Annotated in this window: 14 protein-coding genes and 2 tRNA genes; 8 read left to right on the top strand and 8 right to left on the bottom strand. The window is 41.6% G+C overall.

The window, feature by feature from the left end; all coding sequences use genetic code 11:
* Positions 1–41: 41 nt before the first annotated feature.
* On the bottom strand, positions 42–1955 hold the full coding sequence (locus J1G47_RS06625) for an ABC transporter ATP-binding protein (protein ID WP_207326523.1): 1914 nt from the start codon (positions 1953–1955) through the stop codon (positions 42–44).
* Between the two features lie 79 nt (positions 1956–2034).
* Between J1G47_RS06625 and J1G47_RS06620 the strand changes: the two genes are divergently transcribed.
* The 5 genes from J1G47_RS06620 (at position 2035) to J1G47_RS06600 (ending at position 5186) form a co-directional block, all read left to right on the top strand.
* Positions 2035–2658, top strand: a complete 624-nt coding sequence (locus J1G47_RS06620) for a MarC family protein (protein WP_012621765.1) — start codon at positions 2035–2037, stop codon at positions 2656–2658.
* Between the two features lie 135 nt (positions 2659–2793).
* Positions 2794–4026, top strand: coding sequence for a molybdopterin molybdotransferase MoeA (gene moeA / locus J1G47_RS06615; RefSeq protein ID WP_075630457.1), 1233 nt, complete (start codon positions 2794–2796; stop codon positions 4024–4026).
* Between the two features lie 110 nt (positions 4027–4136).
* Positions 4137–4212: transfer RNA gene (locus J1G47_RS06610), tRNA-Gly, on the top strand.
* Positions 4213–4226: 14 nt separating this feature from the next.
* A tRNA-Cys gene (locus tag J1G47_RS06605) sits at positions 4227–4300 on the top strand.
* Positions 4301–4415: 115 nt separating this feature from the next.
* The gene (locus J1G47_RS06600; protein WP_021114907.1) at positions 4416–5186 is read left to right on the top strand and encodes a Nif3-like dinuclear metal center hexameric protein; all 771 of its coding nucleotides are present in this window, start codon (positions 4416–4418) and stop codon (positions 5184–5186) included.
* A gap of 126 nt (positions 5187–5312) precedes the next feature.
* On the opposite strand, the gene mnmC is transcribed toward J1G47_RS06600, so the two are convergent.
* A complete protein-coding gene (gene mnmC, locus J1G47_RS06595; protein WP_207326522.1) occupies positions 5313–7316 on the bottom strand; it encodes a bifunctional tRNA (5-methylaminomethyl-2-thiouridine)(34)-methyltransferase MnmD/FAD-dependent 5-carboxymethylaminomethyl-2-thiouridine(34) oxidoreductase MnmC in 2004 nt (667 codons plus the stop codon).
* A 516-nt stretch (positions 7317–7832) separates the two neighbouring features.
* Here mnmC and metK point away from each other — a divergent pair.
* Both metK and J1G47_RS12045 read left to right on the top strand, forming a co-directional pair.
* Complete coding sequence (metK, locus tag J1G47_RS06590) at positions 7833–8981, top strand: methionine adenosyltransferase (RefSeq protein ID WP_035497013.1); 1149 nt, start codon at positions 7833–7835, stop codon at positions 8979–8981.
* 571 nt (positions 8982–9552) lie between these two features.
* Positions 9553–13050: an ESPR-type extended signal peptide-containing protein gene (locus J1G47_RS12045; RefSeq protein ID WP_207326521.1), complete on the top strand. Its 3498-nt coding sequence runs from the start codon at positions 9553–9555 to the stop codon at positions 13048–13050.
* A gap of 15 nt (positions 13051–13065) precedes the next feature.
* On the opposite strand, the gene J1G47_RS12310 is transcribed toward J1G47_RS12045, so the two are convergent.
* The 6 genes from J1G47_RS12310 to purE all read right to left on the bottom strand — a co-directional run bounded on the left by J1G47_RS12310 (position 13066) and on the right by purE (position 17438).
* Positions 13066–13209: an IS1/IS1595 family N-terminal zinc-binding domain-containing protein gene (locus tag J1G47_RS12310; RefSeq protein ID WP_416054583.1), complete on the bottom strand. Its 144-nt coding sequence runs from the start codon at positions 13207–13209 to the stop codon at positions 13066–13068.
* 173 nt (positions 13210–13382) lie between these two features.
* Entirely contained in the window at positions 13383–14093 is a 711-nt protein-coding gene (gene ubiG / locus J1G47_RS06580; protein WP_005711610.1) for a bifunctional 2-polyprenyl-6-hydroxyphenol methylase/3-demethylubiquinol 3-O-methyltransferase UbiG, read from the bottom strand.
* A gap of 67 nt (positions 14094–14160) precedes the next feature.
* Entirely contained in the window at positions 14161–14670 is a 510-nt protein-coding gene (locus J1G47_RS06575; RefSeq protein ID WP_005711608.1) for a peptidylprolyl isomerase, read from the bottom strand.
* A 93-nt stretch (positions 14671–14763) separates the two neighbouring features.
* On the bottom strand, positions 14764–15858 hold the full coding sequence (purK, locus tag J1G47_RS06570) for a 5-(carboxyamino)imidazole ribonucleotide synthase (protein WP_075620751.1): 1095 nt from the start codon (positions 15856–15858) through the stop codon (positions 14764–14766).
* Between the two features lie 119 nt (positions 15859–15977).
* Entirely contained in the window at positions 15978–16943 is a 966-nt protein-coding gene (locus J1G47_RS06565; protein ID WP_207326520.1) for an asparaginase, read from the bottom strand.
* Positions 16944–17438 (bottom strand): 5-(carboxyamino)imidazole ribonucleotide mutase, encoded by a 495-nt coding sequence (gene purE / locus J1G47_RS06560; protein ID WP_010786883.1) that lies wholly within the window; start codon positions 17436–17438, stop codon positions 16944–16946.
* A 381-nt stretch (positions 17439–17819) separates the two neighbouring features.
* Between purE and aceE the strand changes: the two genes are divergently transcribed.
* Positions 17820–20477 (top strand): pyruvate dehydrogenase (acetyl-transferring), homodimeric type, encoded by a 2658-nt coding sequence (gene aceE, locus J1G47_RS06555; RefSeq protein ID WP_207326519.1) that lies wholly within the window; start codon positions 17820–17822, stop codon positions 20475–20477.
* The last annotated feature ends 38 nt before the right edge of the window (positions 20478–20515 follow it).

The following is a 20515-nucleotide window of genomic DNA, read 5'->3' as shown; positions in this document are numbered from 1 at the left end:
ATTAAAACCAGCACTTTTGTCTACTATGCTAATATTTTAAATTATCCGTTCATCAATACTTCCAACTGCTCTTGAACTACCAGCCATTCCATTTCAACTTCTTCCAACTGTTTTTTGGTTGCCACTTGCTTTGCCAAAGTGTCTGTCAATTTGGCTTTATTTTCCACGTCGTAAATTTCGGGGGAAGCCAAGGTTTCTTCCAGGGTTGTTAAACTAGCGGTAAGTTTCTCTAACTCTTTTTCCAACTGCGTTAGCTTTTTACGAAGTGGGGCGGCTTGTTGGCGTAATTCGGCTTCTTGGCGTTTTTGCTCTTTGCGGTTTACCGCACTGTTTTCATTGTTACAAGCGGTCGGATTGTCTGCTTTTTTTGCAAATTCCAACTGAGCATTTAGCTCATTTAGCCATTTTTGATAGTCTTCTAAATCGCCGTTAAATTCTTCCACTTTGCCGTCGTGAACTAAATAAAATTCATTGACGGTACTGCGTAATAAATGACGGTCGTGGGATACGATCACCAACGATCCTTCATATTGTGTCAGCGCCTCTGTTAATGCTTGACGCATATCGAGATCTAGGTGGTTGGTCGGTTCGTCGAGTAGCAGTAAGTTCGGGCGTTGCCATACGATAAGCGCAAGCACAAGGCGAGCTTTTTCACCGCCAGAGAAAGAATTGACCGCTTGTTTGACTTTATCGCCGTGAAACGCAAAACCGCCCAAATAGTTGCGTAGTTCCTGTTCGGTTTTTTCAGGGGCAAGGCGAGCTAAATGCCACAAGGCACTTTCATCTGCTCTTAAGGTGTCTAATTGATGTTGAGCGAAGTAGCCAAGTTGAACGCCTTTTGCCAGTTGCGTATGCCCTGATTGTGCTTGAATTTCCCCTGCCAGTAGCTTAATCAAGGTGGATTTCCCTGCACCGTTTCGCCCTAATAAACCAATGCGAGAACCAGGTACTAGGTTGAGTTTGACTGATTGCAACACGGTTCTTTCCCCATAGCCTGCACTGACTTTTTCCATCATTAATAAAGGGTTAGGCAGTGAAAGTGGCTCTCTAAATTCAAAGGAAAATGGACTATCCGCATAAGCTGGGGCAATCAGTTCCATTTTTTCAAGGGCTTTGACACGGCTTTGAGCCTGTTTTGCTTTGGTGGCTTTGGCTTTAAAGCGGTCGATAAATTTCTGCAAATGGGCGATTTTTTGCTGCTGTTGTTGGTAAGCCGCATTTTGTTGAGCGAGTTTCGTTGCTCGCTGGATTTCAAACGAACTGTAATTGCCCGTGTAATCAAACAGTTTTTGCTGTTCAATATGCAAGACACGGTCGATAATCGGATCGAGAAAATCTCGGTCGTGGGAAATGAGCAATAAGGTGCCACGATAGTTGCTTAACCAGCGTTCAAGCCAGATCACAGCATCTAAATCTAAGTGGTTGGTTGGCTCGTCAAGTAGCAACAAATCGGAACGACAAATTAAAGCTTGAGCCAAATTTAACCGCATTCGCCAACCACCTGAAAAGGATTTTACTGGCAGTTGAAGCTGTTCGGTACTAAAACCTAAGCCATTAAGTAGAGTTGAAGCTCTAGATTGAATTGTCCAAGCGTCAATGGTATCCAGTTGGGCGTGTAAGGTGGCAATCAAATTGCCGTTATTCTCAAGGTTGGCTTGCTCAAGTTGGGCAGTGAGTTGGGTATATTCCCGATCACCTTGGATTACATAATCCAACGCAGAGATATCTAATGCGGGTGTTTCTTGGTTTACCCACGCAATCGACCAGTTTTTCGGATAGCTGGCATCACCGCCTTCTGCTTGTAGTTCATTTTTTAATAAGGCAAACAGTGACGATTTACCACAGCCATTTTTGCCGATTAAGCCGACTTTCTGCCCTGTATGAATAGTTGCATTTGCTTGTTCAAGTAAGATGGTTTGACCACGTTTTAAGGTTAAATCTGTAAAAAAAATCATTGAAAATTAAATAAGTTGTTTGGTTTTAGGGTAAATTTATTGCACAATAACGAAGATTTTGTTTTATGAGGAAAAGTAAATGTTTGATTCGTTAGTTGTCCAATTCGTTGTTCTTTGGGCGGTCATCGACCCTATTGGCTCCATTCCAGTTTATTTGGCAAAAACCGTTGGTTTATCACCAGAAGATCGCCGTAAGATTGCCCGTAATGCGATTTTAATTGCAGCAGGGATTTTACTCTTTTTCTTGGTGTTGGGACAATGGCTACTTGATGCAATGCAAATTCCATTATCGGCATTCCAAATTGCTGGAGGCTTGGTATTATTGCTTTTTGCATTAACAATGATTTTTGGTGAAAGTAAGCCAGATCAAGAGATCAAAATGAAAAGTAATCTACACGAATTAGCGGTATATCCGTTGGCAGTGCCGTCAATTGCATCACCAGGGGCAATGATGGCGGTGGTGTTATTGACCGATAACCATCGCTACAGTTTTGGTGATCAGGTGATTACCACGGGGATTATGTTATCTGTACTGTTAATTACCTATATTCTCTTTTTAGTGGCAAACCGTATTCAACATTTTATCGGACACGCAGGGGCGGCGATTATTAGTCGTGTAATGGGTTTAATTCTTTCTGCGGTTGCTATTAATAATATTTTGCTCGGGTTGAAAGATTTTATTACACAGGCGCAGATGGGGTGATGTATTACTTACAACAAAATTATGTCATAAATAGATGTAGGGACACACTGCGTGTGTCCATTTAAAAAAGACTGCCCCTCACAATTTGGCGGACACACGCAGTGTGCCCCTACTACTTATATTAAGGAACACCCAATGTCTTTACTTCCACTTTCTCAAGCACTCGACACGATGCTAAACCAACTACCACGTCCAACATCACAAGAGATTATTCCGCTTGATCAAGCGGTAAACCGAATTTGTGCTGATGACATTTTCTCACCGATTAACGTGCCGAATTTTGATAACTCTGCAATGGACGGCTATGCGGTACGAATGGCAGATCTAGAACATTCCACTACGCTACAAATCGCAGGTAAAGCCTTTGCAGGTAATCCGTTTCTGGCTGAAATGCCACAAGGAAGCTGTGTACGAATTATGACGGGGGCAAAAGTGCCAGTGGAAGCTGATGCCGTAGTGATGCAGGAAGATACGACGCTGAATGCCGATGGTACTGTCACCATTAATCGCTTACCGAAGAAATTGGGGGATAATATCCGTCGTATTGGTGAAGATATGAAGCAAGGGGAATTGGTTCTCGCTAAAGGTAGCCTATTAAATGTAGCAAGCCTACCACTATTGGCTTCGCTAGGGATTGATAAAGTTGCTGTTTATCCACGTTTGAAAGTCGCTATTCTTTCAACAGGTGATGAATTAGTGTCTGTTGGAAATCCGTTACAAGAAGGACAGATTTACGACACCAACCGTTTTACCGTCCGCCTTTTACTGGAAAAAATGCATTGTGAAATTGTCGATTACGGCATTTTGCCTGATGATCCTAGTCTGTTTGAAAAGACCTTTACCGAAGCACAACAAAACGCCGATGTATTAATCACAAGTGGTGGTGTGTCCGTTGGTGAAGCGGATTTCACCAAAGATGTCTTGGAAAAACTCGGGGAAATCGGTTTTTGGAAAATTGCGATGAAACCGGGTAAACCTTTTGCATTTGGTAAATTGGAAAAAGCGTGGTTCTTTGGTTTACCGGGTAATCCTGTGTCTGCTTTAGTCACTTTCTATCAACTTGTTCAGCCTGCATTATTGAAACTAGCGGGTAGATCCGATGAACATATTGCAAACTTTTCACCAAATCTGACCGCTTGTACCGCTGTTACACTTAAGAAAGCTGTTGGTCGCCAAGATTTCCAACGGGGCTTTTTCTATGCGAATGAAAATGGGCAACTTGAAGTAAAAACCGTTGGAACACAAGGCTCGCATATTTTTAGTGCGTTTAATGAAAGCAACTGTTTTATTGTGCTTGAGCAAGAACGTGGCAATGTTGCCGTAGGTGAGCAAGTGACTATTCAACCGTTTAACCATTTATTGAGATAAACACAATCAATGCCCTTTTTTTCATCAATTAATTTTGTTTTATAAAATAAATATTTGACACTTATTTAGAAATAGGTAGAATGCACACCGTTTCCAAGAACAATTCAAATGCGGGAATAGCTCAGTTGGTAGAGCACGACCTTGCCAAGGTCGGGGTCGCGAGTTCGAGCCTCGTTTCCCGCTCCAATATATTTTCTTAGGGCGTGTTAGCAAAGCGGTTATGCACTGGATTGCAAATCCATGTAGATCGGTTCGATTCCGGTACACGCCTCCATATCTAAATTTATAATTACTTATAACGTATTGACTTTTAAGCAATAAATTATTTCGCTAAATGTATGGCGTATGCATCTATATCCTAGATAAAAGATCACCCTAGAGGAGTGACAATGCTCATTAATCTACAACTTGAACAAATTCTTGATGAAAAACTCAACAGTAAAGCCATTGCAGATTATGCTCCAAATGGCTTACAGGTCGAAGGTCGTCGTGAAATTCGCAAAATTATCACAGGTGTCACCGCTAGTTTACCCTTAATTGAACAGGCTATTGCGAAAAGAGCCGATGCAATCCTTGTTCATCACGGCTATTTTTGGAAAAGCGAAAACCCTTGTATTCGTGGTATGAAAGGAAAGCGGATCAAACAACTGCTAGTCAACGACATCAATCTGTTTGGCTATCATCTTCCCCTTGATATGCACGCGGAATTAGGCAACAACGCTCAACTTGCAAAACATATTGGGGTAAAAAACTTACAAGGTTTGGAAGATAAAGCTCTCTCTATTCCCGTCTATGGTGAATTAGATGAAGCGATTTCAGCACAAGAGTTAGCGAACAGACTAGAAAAAGCTCTTAAGCGTAAACCGATTTTATGTGACGAATTTATTGCAGATTTTCCACAAAAATTAATTAAGACTGTTGCTATCTGTACCGGCGGTGGACAAGGTTATATTGATTTAGCCGCAAATAAACAGATCGATGCCTTTATTAGCGGTGAGATTTCAGAGCAAACGACCCATTCGGCACGAGAACAAGGCATTTACTATTTTGCTTGCGGACACCACGCAACCGAAAGAGATGGCGTGAAAGCCTTAGGTGAATGGCTGGCAAAAGAGTATGGATTAGAGGTCGAATTTATTGATATTGATAATCCCGCCTGATAAGCCCCATAAAGTTACTTTCTCTTGAAACCCAAAAGCACTTTTGATAGGGGCCTGAACAAATAAAGTTGTTTTCATTGGGGGCATAGCAACTATTTTGTCTATTATGCCTATATATTTGGCCCTTTATGTTATCTGTCTTCCCCTCAACAAATTCCGTATCCACGTTCGATTTGTACTTAACCCTTGCAAAATATCTTGGCTAAGGGGAAGCGGTTCACCGCAAATTTGGCTGGCTAACAACTCGCCCAATAAAAAGGCGGTGGTTAAACCTCGTGAGCCAAGCCCTGCCACTAAATAGAGATTTGGATAGCAGTTGGCAGTTTCAATCGGTTCTCGACGGCGAAGTTGATTATACAAGTTGGCATATTGTGTTTTTTGTGCTTCAAAATCTGGCACAGCCCCCACCATCGGCACACGATCTCGAAATGCCGCTCGAATGCCGACTTTGGCAAGATTTCCTGAAAAATCAATCTGTTGCGTCCATTCACAAGCGGTCAAATTCTGCTGAAGTTTTGCAATATTTTGCTCGTGTTCAACTAAACTGAACTGCTCATCGGCATTGTCTCTTAAATGGCTTGCCCCGATACAATGGGTCTGTTGAGCTGAGCTCGGCGTTAAATAGCCATCATAACAAACCACACATTTTAACTTCGACAAGGCTTCTGTCGTTGGGATTTGGCTGACCTGCCCGCGCACAGGATAAAGGGGAATGCCTTGACTTTGAGTAAAGTCAGTTAATAAATGCCCGTTTGCCAACACTAAGGTTTGATGGGCGAAGGTTCGCCCTTGATGTTGCCATTGCCATTTTCCTGCAAACCACTCAGGGTTTTCCACCTGATGGTTTAACACCACTTTCAAACCTCGTTGTTGCAATAAGGTAAAAGCATTTTGTACAAACTGCACAGGTGAAAGCCAACCGCCCTGAGCAATAAAAGCACCACCATTTTGTACCGTTAAGCCTATTTTTTCACTCAAATCTTGAGCTGAACAGAGTTGATAAAGTTCGCTATCCCAACCTTGCTCCGCCATTTTTTGCAGTTTGTGTGCGGTTTTATCGTTATAAGCATACAATGCCACCCCTGAAAAATCGTGTTCAAATGTGACCGCTTGAGCCAACTGCTTAAAACGTTGCAACGCATAATCGAAGCTATGCACATAAAAACGCACATTTCGCTCATCATCGTCGCTGAGTTGTGGGTAAATCGCCCCCTGTAAATTGCCAGACGCATTTTTTGCTAACTGTTCATCTTTACAATAAAGTGTGACCTGTTTGCCACGTTCTAGCAAAGACAAGGCAACGGCAAGGCTTGCAATACCACCACCGACAATCGCCACATCATCGCTCTCTGTTTGGTTAGATTGATAAAAATAAGGAAAGCGAATGCGGTTTTCTGTTTGATTGTCAGGCTTCTCGCCCCACAGCATTTCTCGTTTTTTGCCGAAGCCTTTGTGTTTTTTCACTTCAAAACCGACCGCTTGCAATCCACGGCGGACATTGCTTGATGCGGTAAAAGTCGCAAAAGATCCGCCCGCTTGTGTTAGGCGGAACATTTGCTGATAAAGGCTTTCGTTCCACATTTCAGGGTTTTTGTCGGGCGAAAAGCCATCTAAAAACCAGCAATCGATCAGGTTGTTATAATAATCGCCCAGTTGTGGCAAATTCTCTAATAGGTTGCCAAACCAAATATCAAGGTAAATTTGTTCAAAATGGTAACGCTGACACCCAACCTGTCTAGGTTGCCAACAAGCGATAAGTTTCGTGGAAAAATCTGCAAATTGCGGATAATGTTGGTGAATTTGCTGTAATTGTTCGGCTTTTATCGGAAATTTTTCAAAAGAGATAAAATAGAGCCGTTTAAGTGGTGAAGTCGGATATTCCGCTAAAAATGCCTTAAACTTTTCTGCCACTGCAAAAAAATTCAGTCCTGTTCCAAAGCCTGTTTCGGCAATCACAAAGAAAGATCGGGTGTGTCGTTGCCATTTTTCCCACAGTTGATTACCCTCTTGAAAGACATAATGGCTCTCCGCCAGCCCATCTTGCGTAGAAAAATAAATATCATCAAACTGTGCTGAAACAGGGGTATTTGATTGATTAAAATTTAAAGAAGCAAAGGTAATTTTTGACATAGCTTATCCCATAAATAAAAATGGTGAGCCAGTTACCCAACTCACCATTTCATAAAATGCAACATTAGAAAATGTTGATTGCAAACATCACGATTATGCCCAATGCACCAACGACTGTTAATAATGCATAGCCTAGTGTACCCATTTTTATACTCCTGTAGAAATAAATAACTCAGACATTCTAAGGTGATTTTTGAAAAAAGCAATAAATATACTATTGTTCCTATGTTTCTTAAGAGATTTTCATAAATGATCCTCCTCCTTTTTTCTTCTAAGAGCTAGAGAATTATTTCTATGTTTAGAAAGCATAAATATTCAAAAAATATTTGTCATTATTACTTAAACAACGTATTATAGCCATCTAGACGGAAAAACTTCTAAAACAAATTTCTTACAAGCGGTAAGTATTGACGTATTTTTTTGCAATATCTTACCGCTTGTTGAATTTCTTAGGGTGCGTTAATGCACCAAATAACAATCATGGTGCGTTAGTTGCGTACCCTACAAGGAATAATTATGGCTATCAATCTATTTACATCAGAATCGGTATCTGAAGGTCACCCAGATAAAATCGCAGACCAAATTTCAGATGCCGTATTAGACGAAATTCTCAAACAAGATCCAAAAGCACGTGTAGCGTGTGAAACCTATGTAAAAACAGGTATGGCGCTTGTGGGCGGTGAAATCACCACTTCTGCTTGGGTGGATATTGAAAACTTAACTCGCCAAGTGATTTGCGACATCGGTTATACCCATTCAGATATGGGCTTTGATGCACACTCTTGTGCGGTATTAAATGCTATCGGTAAACAATCGCCAGACATCAATCAAGGTGTGGATCGTGCTAACCCGTTAGAGCAAGGTGCAGGCGACCAAGGGATTATGTTCGGTTATGCGACAAATGAAACGGAAGTGTTAATGCCAGCTCCAGTCACTTACGCTCACCGCTTAATGGAACAACAAGCGAAAGTGCGTAAGTCAGGCAAATTAGATTGGTTACGCCCAGATGCGAAAAGCCAATTAACCTTTATTTACGAAGATAACAAAATTAAAGGCATTGATGCTGTGGTGCTTTCAACCCAACACGCAGAACACGTTGATCAGAAAACCGTGTTTGAAGGTGTGATGGAAGAGATCATCAAGCCAGTATTGCCAAGCGAATGGTTAAGCCAAAACACCAAATACTTTATCAACCCGACAGGTCGTTTCGTGATCGGCGGTCCAATGGGCGACTGTGGTTTAACGGGTCGTAAAATTATCGTTGATACCTACGGCGGTGCAGCTCGTCACGGTGGCGGGGCTTTCTCGGGTAAAGATCCGTCAAAAGTGGATAGATCAGCTGCCTACGCTGCACGTTATGTTGCGAAAAATATTGTCGCAGCAGGTTTAGCAGATCGTTGTGAAATTCAGCTTTCTTATGCTATTGGTATTGCAGAGCCGACATCAATTATGGTGGAAACCTTCGGTACTGGTAAAGTGAGTAATGAAGTGTTAGTGCGTTTAGTGCGTGAACATTTCGATTTACGTCCATACGGCTTAATCAAAATGTTAGATTTAATCCGTCCGATTTATCGTGAAACTGCCGCTTACGGACACTTCGGTCGTGAGCATTTCCCTTGGGAAAAAACGGATAAAGCAGAAGCATTGAAGAGTGCACTAAGATAATGAAAATATTGAAGTAGATTATACTGGGATTAGTCTACTTCAATCACTTTTTAAGCATTTGGTATGCGACATAGTAGACAAAAGTGTTGGTAAAAAGTGGGCTAAAGCCTTATAACACAAGGCTTTAAGCCCACTTTTTGAAATATGAACAAAAAACTGTCCTTTTTGCCTTAAGAACAATATCCAAAAATATCACTGTTCCATTAGAACTATTCAACGTTATATTGAAAAATCCCCCAAAGCTAAATTAATTCCTTTACAACAAACCTATCTCAATATTATTGCAGACGTGACCTTCTTTGGTCGTGAATTTGGTGTATCAGTTTTAATAGATACCTTATCTAAATCACCGCTTTCATTAGATTTCCGCCTATTATTTCTAACTTTTTTAATAATTGACAATAAAAGTTGAAAAATGCTTGTTATTTTATTCTTTATTTTATGTAAATGTTGTTTTTTTTTTTTTTTTTTACAATGGAGTGGGGACATCTGTACACCCTGAAAATGTAAATAAAAGTTTATGATGCTTTATTAGAAAAAGCGTTAGAGAAAGTTATTATGGAAAGTTATTATGAATAAAATATTTAGAGTTATTTGGAGTCATGTTCAACAGGCTTGGGTGGTTGTATCTGAGTTAGTAAAGTCTCACACCAAAACATCCACTTACACGGATAAAAGAGCTCAAGTATGCACCTCAGATTATTTTTTAGATAAACAGCAAGATAAATTTAAATTAAGTTTTTTAAGTCTAGTATTACTAAGTATATTTTTTAGTCCAGTAGGTTTAGCTGCATGGTATCAAGATGGTTCTGGACCCGGAAGGAATGAATCAGCTGACGGTGGTACTATTGGTATTGGTCAAGATAGTAGGGTTGGGCCTGGTTCTATTGTCATCGGTCAGGGCGCAAAAGCTGAAGGTAGGACTTCTATTGCGATAGGTTATCAAGCTGAAGCAGTCCTTTACCAAACCAAAGCCGTAGCCGTTGGGGCAACTGCAAAAGCATTCGAGTATTCTGCGGCTTATGGTTATGGAGCACAAGCACGAGGAATAGGCTCTGTTGCAGTCGGTGAAAATGCTATTGCAAATCAAAATAGAGGCACTGCATTGGGTAACAATTCATCTGTTAACGTTTTAGGTGGTGTTGCATTGGGTTATTACTCTAAAGCAGACACGGAAGGGGGTATTGAAGGAGCAAAACAAACTTTTTCTGTGACAGAGGGAGAAAGCACTGTTGAGAATGGATTTAAATCCACAGAAAGTGCTAATAATAATCGGATTGGTGCGGTTTCTGTTGGTAGCAATACTTTTAGAAAGGATGGTAGTAGCATAATCAAACGCCAAATCGTCAACGTTGCGGCAGGTAAAGAATTAACCGATGCAGTAAACGTGGCACAGCTTCAATCGCTCACCATGCAAATAGGAGGCGATAACGGCAGCAGTGGCAAGGTAGGCATTTGGAGTGGTATGCTCACTGTAAAAGGAGAAAATGGTATTACTTCCGATGTTAAAGACAGTACGATTACGGTTAAATTAGATCAAGATCTCAAAGATAAAATTGATAGGATTGCCGCTATGGGTAAGTTAATTGAAAGTACGGAAAATGAACCAGATGGCAATCTAAAAATTAACTATACAGATGGTTCGAGTGACACTATCAAGAAAGGTGAAAAAGGAGATCGTGGCGAAACTGGCCCTGCGGGTCCTAGGGGTGAGCGAGGAGAAGCTGGCCCTGCGGGTCCAGTAGGTCCAGCGGGACCACGAGGTGCACCTGGTCCTGCAGGTCCAAAAGGAGAGGCAGGAGCAAAAGGCGATAGGGGCGAAACTGGCCCTGCGGGTCCAGCGGGGCCAATTGGACCACAAGGTGCACCTGGTCCTGCGGGTCCTAAAGGAGAGGCAGGAGCAAAAGGCGAAAAGGGTGACACTGGTGAAGCAGGACCAGTAGGCCCTCAAGGTCCTGTGGGTGCAGCTGGTCCAGCGGGACCACGAGGCCCTGCGGGTGAGCCAGGCAAGCAGGGTCCTAGGGGAGATAAAGGAGAAACTGGTCCTGTGGGTCCAAAAGGAGAGGCAGGAGCAAAAGGCGATAGGGGTGACCGTGGTGAAGCAGGACCAGAGGGCCCTCAAGGCCCTGTGGGTCCAGCAGGGCCTAGGGGTGAACAGGGTCCTAAAGGTGAACAAGGTATTCAAGGACCTACGGGTCCAGCAGGCCCAGCGGGTGCTCAGGGCATACAAGGTCCAAAAGGAAATGATGGAGCTCCAGGTGCTAGGGGAGAGAAAGGTGAAACTGGTCCTGCGGGTCCAGCAGGACCACGAGGCCCTGCGGGTGAGCGAGGAGAAACTGGCCCTGCGGGTCCAGTGGGACCTGCTGGTCCAAAAGGAGAAATAGGCCCTGCGGGTCCAACAGGGGCTAAGGGTGAACCGGGTCCTAGAGGTGAACAAGGTATTCAAGGACCTGCGGGTCCAGTAGGTCCAGCTGGACCACAGGGTGCAACAGGACCAACAGGTCCAGCGGGAGAGCCAGGCAAGCAGGGTCCTAGGGGGGAACAAGGTGCACCTGGTCCTGCAGGTCCAAAAGGAGAGGCAGGAGCAAAAGGCGATAAGGGTGACACTGGTGAAGCAGGACCAATGGGCCCTCAAGGTCCTGCGGGTGCAGCTGGTCCAGCAGGCCCAGCGGGAGAGCGAGGCGAGCAGGGTCCTAGGGGAGATAAAGGTGAAACTGGTCCTGCGGGTCCAGCAGGGGCTAAGGGTGAACCAGGTCCTAGAGGTGAACAAGGTATTCAAGGACCTGCGGGTCCAACGGGACCACAAGGACCGCAGGGAACAGCGGGTATTCAGGGACCTAAGGGTGACCGAGGAGAAACTGGCCCTGCGGGTGCAGCTGGCCCTGTGGGTCCAGCAGGGCCTAGGGGTGAACAGGGTCCTAAAGGTGAACAAGGTATTCAAGGACCTACGGGTCCAACGGGACCACAAGGACCGCAGGGAACAGCGGGTGCTCAGGGACCTAAGGGTGAGCGAGGAAATGTGAGTGTCAGCGGTTTACCGATGGAGTATACAACGGAAGACGGCAAATCAATTATCAATATGGGCGGTAATTTCTATTTGGAAGAACCTGCTAAAGATGGTTCGATTAAGTTAATTCCAGTGGTGAATGTTAAAGGTAAATTCTCAACCAAAACGCAAAATCCAGATGGCAGTATTACGCTTAAGTCATTAGCAGTAAAAGTGAATTTGGCAAATGAAACTCCGATGGTATTAGGTAATGTCGCTGAAGGGGTAGCAGATACGGACGCTGTTAATGTGAAACAGTTGAAATCTGCGAAAACTGAAGTGGAATCTACCGATCACAGTGTGGTGATAAAAGAGCGTCAGGGCGATAATCAGCAAATCGTGTATGATTTGGCGGTTGCTAAAACGAAACTCACTGCCTCTAAGGATAAACGCACCATTAGTGCAGCAGATAAAAGCAACCATTTTGCGACAGGAGATGAAGTCGCAGTAGCAATTAATACCGCAACCGCAGCCGCAAGAACTGAAGTTGAAGCGGGTAAAAATGTGAAAGTGACTTCAAAAACGGGTGCAAATGGTCAGAATATTTACAATGTGAGCGTGTCTGGAGATTTAAGCAGCATTACTTCAATTAGTAATGGCGATACCAAAGTATCTTTAGGTAAAGATATGCAAGGAAATCCAGTTGTAAATATGAATGGCGCCAGAATTACCAACGTTGGAGATGGTAGTGCTGAGGGCGATATTGTGAATGTTCGTCAGCTCAACAAAGTGGTTTCTTCTGTGAATACAGGATTTAATCAATTATCAAGAGATATTGGTCGTGTTGATGTTAATGCAAGAGCGGGTATTGCTTCTGCTGTAGCGATGGCTAATTTGCCACAAATTTATTTACCAGGTAAAAGTGCTATTTCTGTTTCTAATGCACAATATCGCGGGCAATCTGCCTATGCTATAGGTTATTCCAGAATTTCTGATAATGGCAAATGGCTTATTCGAGCGTCTGTTGGCAGTAATACTCAGCGGGATACTGCGATTGGAGGAGGGGTAAGTTTTGTGTGGTAATCTAGCACCTATAAATTAGAATTTCATGCTCAATGCCATTGTTATTTTAACAATGGCATTAATATCTATTGGATTTAATTTATTTGTGGAAGAAAAGGTTTTATGACAGGACGAACAAAAGTATCTCTGAATATTATTTTTCTTTCCATGCTTTTGGATATTGTGCTTAAGGCAAAAAGGACAGTTTTTTGTTCATATTTCAAAAAGTGGGCTTAAAGCCTTGTACTATAAGGCTTTAGCCCACTTTTTACCAACACTTTTGTCTACTATGCCTTTTATGCTATTGACTTAATACTTTATCATTTCTCTTTTTGCCATTACTGTAGCTAGTTTTAGCTATTTTGTAGTACGGCAATATAATTACAATTTATATCCTTATTGATCCAAAAATTCTTTGTTAAAGGATTAAAATGGTATCCGACGATTTCTTTACATTCAAAATCTTCTTGAGAGCACCATCTTAGCAACTCCGAGGGTTTAATAAATTTTTCGAAATTGTGAGTGCCTTTAGGAAGCATTTTGAGAACATATTCTGCGCCTATAATAATCAACATGTATGCTTTCGCTGTTCTATTAATGGTTGAAATAAAGAGTAAACCATCTTCCTTTAATAAATTCTTACAACTCTGAATAATAGAATGAGGATTGGGTACATGTTCAAGCACCTCCATACAGGTAATAATATCAAATTTTTCAGTATCCGTTATACAATGTTGTTTTAGAAAGTCTTCTACAGTAATTTGCTGATAGCAAATATTTAAGTGATTAGATTCTGCATGTTGTCTAGCAACTAGTAGAGCATCTGCTGCCATATCAATGCCAGTGACAATAGCTCCTAAACCAGCCATTGATTCGCTTAGAATTCCTCCCCCACATCCGATATCAAGTACTTTTTTTCCAAATAGCCCATTTGTTTTGTCATTGATATAGGCAAGCCTTAGTGGATTAAGTAGATGAATAGGCTTAAAGTCTCCTTGAGGATCCCACCAAGTTTTTGCCATTTTTTCAAATTTCTCCACTTCTTGTTGATCAATATTATTCATAAATTACTCACGATTATTTTAAAGTAGAAAATAATTAGATTGAGAGAGGAATAGAGGACATTGTGATTTATTCAATACTTACAGAAGTAATGACTATATCATGTTTAGGGACATCAGTATGCCATCCATAATTATGTGTAGAGATAACTTTTATTTTATCTACAATATCCATACCATCTACAACTTCTCCAAAAACAGCATACCCCCATTCTTGAACTACAGTTTTGCCAAATAGTTCTTTTGTTCGGTAGTCTAAGAAAGCATTATCTACAACATTAATGAAAAATTGTGAGGTGGCTGAATGAGGATCTGCTGTACGAGCCATCGCAATACTACCCCGTTTATTACTTAAACCGTTACTTGCTTCATTTTTAATTGGTTCTCTGGTTGGTTTTTCTATCATTCCTACTTCCATGCCTCCACCTTGAATCATGAAATTATCAATAACACGGTGGAAAATAGTATTATTGTAAAAACCTTCTTTACAATAAGACTCAAAATTTGCAGAAGTAATAGGTGCTTTCTCAAAATTTAGCATAATTTTGATATCACCAAGATTAGTATGTAATATAACCATTTTTATTCCTTAAATATGAAATGTAAGTAGAAGTACAGTATATTATTATAAGTTTTGGCGAAATTACAAAAACTTTCTTAATGGCTAACGAAATTACGTATGTTCGATGATATTTTTTACCCAATCCAACCCCGAATAAAAATCCTCAGAGAGATAAGGTTTGAGTTTTTGCAAGTTTTCAATGATAACGGTTTTATCAGGGTGGCAAAGGTTAATATGCCCCAATTTTCTGCCTGCTCGAACTTCTTTTCCATACCAATGCAGTTGGCTAAATGGAATATCTAACCATTCATTATGATGTTCGATCCCAATAAGGTTCACCATTACACTTGGTGCAATAGGTTTAAGCTCTGGGGTTGGTAAATCAAGTAATGCACGCAAATGCAATTCAAATTGACTGATTGAACAGCCTAACTGCGTCCAATGTCCACTATTGTGTACGCGTGGAGCGAGTTCATTTATCAGCAGTTTTTCGCCTACTACAAAACATTCCATTGCCATTACACCAACATAATTGAGTTCGTGCATAATCGCAGACAGCATTTGTTCTGCTTGTTGTTGGAATATTTGTTGATGGGGTAGCGTGATATCCGCAACGCTGTAACGTAAAATGCCGTTTTGTTGTAAGTTATGGGTTACAGGGTAGAAGTGAGTTTCGCCATTACGGAACCTTGCACCCACTAAGGAAACTTCGCCATCAAAGGGAATAAATTTTTCTGCAATTACGTCACCAAATAAATCAGAGGTAATTTGTTCGACATTATCTTTAGTGACAATCCACTGCCCACGACCGTCATAGCCCCCTGTACGACGTTTCACTACCACTTTTTCACCAATGTTTTCAAAGACTTGTTGCCATTGCTCAGGAGAACTTAATAACTGCCAAGGCGATGTAGAGAGATTAAGCTGATCGAGCAATGATTTTTGGGTAAAACGGTCGGCAAGTTGTCTGAAAACGGAAAGATTGACAAAGTTTTTATGGTTGCTCAATAAATTTGTTAAAGGCGTTTCTGCCCAGCGTTCAATTTCAGCGCTAATCAAACTGTTTTCTGCGAGATCGAATACGGGATCATCAAAGGCTAATGGCTGAACTTCAATGTCTAATGGCATACCTGCATAACGTAACATTCTGCCAAGTTGCCCGTTACCAAGAACATAAATAGGGGGGTAGAGTGTGCTTTTTTGCATAGTTATCCCGTGTAGGTCGGGCATTTATGCCCGACAATAATTACCAAATATACGAAGTCGGGCATTGATACCCAACGATTATGATCATATATAAGTCGGGCATAAATGCCCGACCTACATTAAAAATACTCTGCCAATGGTTTATCTAGTTTTTGATTGAGTAAAACCATCAACTTAATGCGAGCTTTCTGTCCGCTTAATCCTTGGGTGAAAATGACCCCTTGTTGTTTCAGTTGCTTACCGCCACCAAGATAATCATACACATCTTGCGTAATACCGTTAAAGGCACGGGACACCAATACCACTGGGATATTTGCATTTAATAGGGCGGAAATCCCCGCTAGACAAGATGGCGGTAGGTTTCCTGCCCCTAAAGCTTCAACCACTACGCCGTCACAACGGCTTTGAGCCAGTTGTTCTAGTAAGAAGCTATCCATACCGACATAGGCTTTGACCAGTTGAATGTTTGATTTTTCCAAACGATCAATCGGAAAGCGTTCGTAAGCGGTCAGATGTTGGAAATAAATTGCACGGTTTTTGGTAACCAAACCACAAGGCCCAAATGTGGGCGTTTGGAAGGTTGCTACGTTAGTGGTATGGGTTTTGGTCACAAATTTGGCATTATGAATTTCATCATTCATCACCACCAAAACACCTTTGTTTTGGCTTTCATTACTTAATGCCACCAAAATAGCACTTTGTAGGTTAATTAAACCGTCAGAGCCTAATTCATTGCTAGAACGCATTGCCCCTGTAATGGCAACGGGAACATTCACTTTCAAGGCTAAATCAAGGAAATAGGCTGTTTCTTCTAAGGTGTCTGTGCCGTGTGTAATCACGATGCCATCATAACCTTCGGCTAACACTGCCTGTTCGATCCGATCTTTTAGCAACTGCCAATGTGCCAAGGTAATATGGGGCGAAGGAACGTGTAAAATCGCTTCTTGATAAAGTTGAGCAGGGTGATTGAGTTTAGCTAACGCCATTAAAAGTGGGTTTTGAGCTGAAGGCGATACTTTGCCGTCTTCGCCTTCGCTCATTGAAATAGTTCCACCTGTGTGGAGAATTAATAATTTTTTACTCATTTAAATTCGTGGGTCTGGATTGTCTAACACAGATTGTGTTTGTTCATTGCGGAAAGAACGTAATTTTAGTGCAATTTCAGGGTTAAATGCACCTAAAATTTGTGCCGCTAATAATCCTGCATTTGCCGCTCCAGCTGGACCGATAGCAAGAGTGCCGACAGGAATGCCTTTTGGCATTTGAACGATAGAGTAAAGACTATCCACGCCACTGAGCATTGAGCTTTTTACAGGTACACCCAAGACAGGAACAATGGTTTTCGCTGCAATCATACCAGGTAGATGAGCCGCCCCGCCAGCTCCTGCAATAATCACTTTGTAACCTTTTTGTTCTGCGGTTTCGGCAAATTCAAACAGTTTGTCGGGCGTACGATGAGCTGAAACGACTTCAACGTGATAAGGAATGTTAAATTGGTTGAGAATTTGGGTTGCTTCGGACATAGTTGCCCAATCGCTTTTTGAACCCATTACAATGGCGATTTCGATGTTGGTTGTCATTTTGTCCCTTTGGATTGAGTGTAATACAAGCGGTGAGAAGTGTATCACAAAAAGCAAACGTTTGCCTAAAGAAATAATCTGTGATGAAGCTAACATTTTAGGCTTTGAAAAATAGACAAAATAAGTGGTTTTTGCTATCTTGAGGTCAAATTTGTCTATAAATTTTCAACAATTTTTGATAAATCAAAAAAAAGTCGTTGAAAATCAAGGCGATAGACGCTTTCCTAAAAGTAGCTCTACGAATGTCAGTAGGGCTATTTGCCGTGTTTTATTGATCTAAAACAAAAATAAATAACGGACTTTTGGTTAAAGTTTCAACGGTTGGCAAAATTGTAACAATTTTGCAATGTTTTATTCATCAGATAAAAAAAGGAAAAGACTATGTCAGAAATGTTAGCACATGACGTAGATCCATTCGAAACGCAAGAATGGTTAGACTCAGTAAACTCTTTAGTTAAAGAAGAGGGCACTGAGCGTGCTCAATTTATTATTCAACAAGTAATGCAACATGCTCGCACTCAGGGTGTAGGGCTTCCATCAGGCGTAACAACTGATTATGTAAACACCATTCCAGTGTCTGAACAGCCTGTTTATCCAGGAAATCAAGAAATTGAGCGTCGTATTCGTTCAGCAGTTCGCTGGAATGCGATTGCAATGGTGTTACGTAGCCAGAAGAAAGATTTGGATCTTGGTGGTCACATTTCAACTTTCCAATCTGCTGCAACCATGTATGAAGTTTGTTTTAACCATTTCTTCAAAGCAGCCACAGATAAAGACGGAGGTGACTTAGTTTATTCTCAAGGTCATGCCGCACCAGGTATCTATGCACGTTCTTTCTTAGAAGGCCGTTTAACCGCAGAGCAATTAGATAATTTCCGTCAAGAAGCTTTTGCTGATGGTTTATCTTCTTATCCTCACCCGAAATTAATGCCTGAATACTGGCAATTCTCTACCGTATCTATGGGTTTAGGTCCAGTTAATGCGATTTATCAAGCACGTTTCTTAAAATATTTAAATAACCGTGGTATTAAAGATACATCAGGTCAAACCGTTTATGCCTTCTTAGGTGACGGTGAGATGGATGAAATCGAGTCTAAAGGTGCATTAACCGTTGCAGGTCGTGAAAAATTAGATAACTTGATTTTCGTTATTAGCTGTAACCTTCAACGTTTAGACGGTCCAGTAAATGGTAACGGTAAAATCGTTCAAGAATTAGAAGGTTTATTTACAGGTACCGGCTGGGAAGTCATCAAAGTCTTATGGGGCAGCAACTGGGATAAATTATTCGCTAAAGATACGTCAGGTAAGTTAGCACAATTAATGATGGAAGTAGTTGATGGTGACTACTTAACCTTCAAATCAAAAGATGGTGCTTATGTACGTGAACACTTCTTCGGTCGTTATCCAGAAACTGCTGCATTAGTTGCTGATATGACTGATGATGAAATTTGGCACTTACGTCGTGGTGCGCACGATTCAGAGAAAATGTATGCCGCATTTGAGCGTGCGAAACGTTCAAATAAACCAGTGGTTATCTTAGCTCACCAAGTAAAAGGCTATAAAATCCCTGAAGCAGAAAGTAAAAACACTGCTCACCAATCGAAAAAAATGTCATTAGATAGCTTAAAAGGCTTCCGTGACTACTTCCATTTACCATTAACGGACGAACAAGTAGAAAACTTAGAATATGTAACTTTCCCAGAAGGTTCAGAAGAGTACAACTACTTACACGGTCGTCGTAAAGAATTAAATGGTTATTTACCAGCACGTAAACCGAAATTCGATATTGAGTACCAAGTACCTGCATTATCAGAATTCCAAGCATTATTAGATGCACAACCACGTGACATTTCAACCACAATGGCATTCTCTCGTGTATTAAATATCTTATTAAAAGATAAAAATATCGGTCAAACTATCGTACCAATCATTGCGGACGAAGCTCGTACCTTTGGTATGGAAGGTTTATTCCGTCAAATCGGTATTTATAACCCACATGGTCAAAACTATGTGCCGTCAGACCGTGATTTAGTGGCTTACTACCGTGAAGCAACAGACGGCCAAGTGTTACAAGAAGGTATCAACGAGTTAGGTGCAACGGCATCTTGGGTTGCAGCAGCAACTTCATACTCTGTAAACAACCAACCGATGATCCCATTCTTCATCTACTACTCAATGTTCGGCTTCCAACGTGTTGGCGATATGATGTGGTTAGCGGGTGACCAATTAGCACGTGGCTTTATGATCGGTGGTACATCAGGCCGTACAACTTTAAACGGTGAAGGTTTACAACACGAAGATGGTCATAGCCATATCCAAGCAGGCGTTATCCCGAACTGTATCACTTACGATCCAGCATTTGCCTTTGAAGTGGCTGTTATCGTTCAAGACGGTATCAACCGTATGTACGGTGAAAAACAAGAAGATGTGTTCTATTACCTCACGACATTAAATGAAATTACCGAACAACCAGCAATGCCTGCAGGTGCGGAAGAAGGTATCCGTAAAGGTTTATATAAGTTTGAAACAGTAGAAGGTAAAGGCAAAGGCCACGTTCAATTGTTAGGTTCAGGTGCAATCATGCGCCATGTACGTGAAGCGGCACAAATCCTTGCTAATGAATATGGTGTCACTGCAGATGTCTTCTCAGCACCTTCATTCAACGAATTAGGTCGTGACGGTGCGGATGCTGCTCGTTGGAACTTATTACACCCAACAGAAACCCCACGCGTACCTTATGTTTCACAAGTGTTAGCGGATTTACCAACAGTTGCGTCAACTGACTATATGAAACTTTACGCAGAGCAAATCCGTGCGTATGTGCCAAGCAAACACTACCACGTTTTAGGTACAGACGGTTTCGGTCGTTCAGACAGCCGTGCAAACTTACGTGAACACTTTGAAGTAGATGCACGTTATGTTGTTGTTGCTGCGTTAAGTCAATTAGCGAAAGAAGGCACAGTAGAAACCAAAGTTGTTGCTGATGCTATTGCGAAATTTGGCTTAAATGTAGATCGTATTAATCCGTTATACGCATAAAATCCCCCCTTGCCCCCCTTTTTCAAAGGGGGGGAATG

It is taken from the genome of Glaesserella parasuis (assembly GCF_017352235.1).
GTDB classification, from domain to species: Bacteria; Pseudomonadota; Gammaproteobacteria; order Enterobacterales; family Pasteurellaceae; genus Glaesserella; species Glaesserella parasuis.
The sequence above is the reverse complement of the archived record's forward strand: the minus strand, read 5'-3'. Positions and strand labels throughout refer to the sequence as shown.

Coding starts and splice junctions, on each gene's coding strand:
- J1G47_RS06625 (WP_207326523.1), bottom strand. CDS start 1,955: ATGATTTTTTTTACAGATTTAACCTTAAAACGTGGTCAAACCATCTTA.
- J1G47_RS06620 (WP_012621765.1), top strand. CDS start 2,035: ATGTTTGATTCGTTAGTTGTCCAATTCGTTGTTCTTTGGGCGGTCATC.
- moeA (WP_075630457.1), top strand. CDS start 2,794: ATGTCTTTACTTCCACTTTCTCAAGCACTCGACACGATGCTAAACCAA.
- J1G47_RS06600 (WP_021114907.1), top strand. CDS start 4,416: ATGCTCATTAATCTACAACTTGAACAAATTCTTGATGAAAAACTCAAC.
- mnmC (WP_207326522.1), bottom strand. CDS start 7,316: ATGTCAAAAATTACCTTTGCTTCTTTAAATTTTAATCAATCAAATACC.
- metK (WP_035497013.1), top strand. CDS start 7,833: ATGGCTATCAATCTATTTACATCAGAATCGGTATCTGAAGGTCACCCA.
- J1G47_RS12045 (WP_207326521.1), top strand. CDS start 9,553: ATGAATAAAATATTTAGAGTTATTTGGAGTCATGTTCAACAGGCTTGG.
- ubiG (WP_005711610.1), bottom strand. CDS start 14,093: ATGAATAATATTGATCAACAAGAAGTGGAGAAATTTGAAAAAATGGCA.
- J1G47_RS06575 (WP_005711608.1), bottom strand. CDS start 14,670: ATGGTTATATTACATACTAATCTTGGTGATATCAAAATTATGCTAAAT.
- purK (WP_075620751.1), bottom strand. CDS start 15,858: ATGCAAAAAAGCACACTCTACCCCCCTATTTATGTTCTTGGTAACGGG.
- J1G47_RS06565 (WP_207326520.1), bottom strand. CDS start 16,943: ATGAGTAAAAAATTATTAATTCTCCACACAGGTGGAACTATTTCAATG.
- purE (WP_010786883.1), bottom strand. CDS start 17,438: ATGACAACCAACATCGAAATCGCCATTGTAATGGGTTCAAAAAGCGAT.
- aceE (WP_207326519.1), top strand. CDS start 17,820: ATGTCAGAAATGTTAGCACATGACGTAGATCCATTCGAAACGCAAGAA.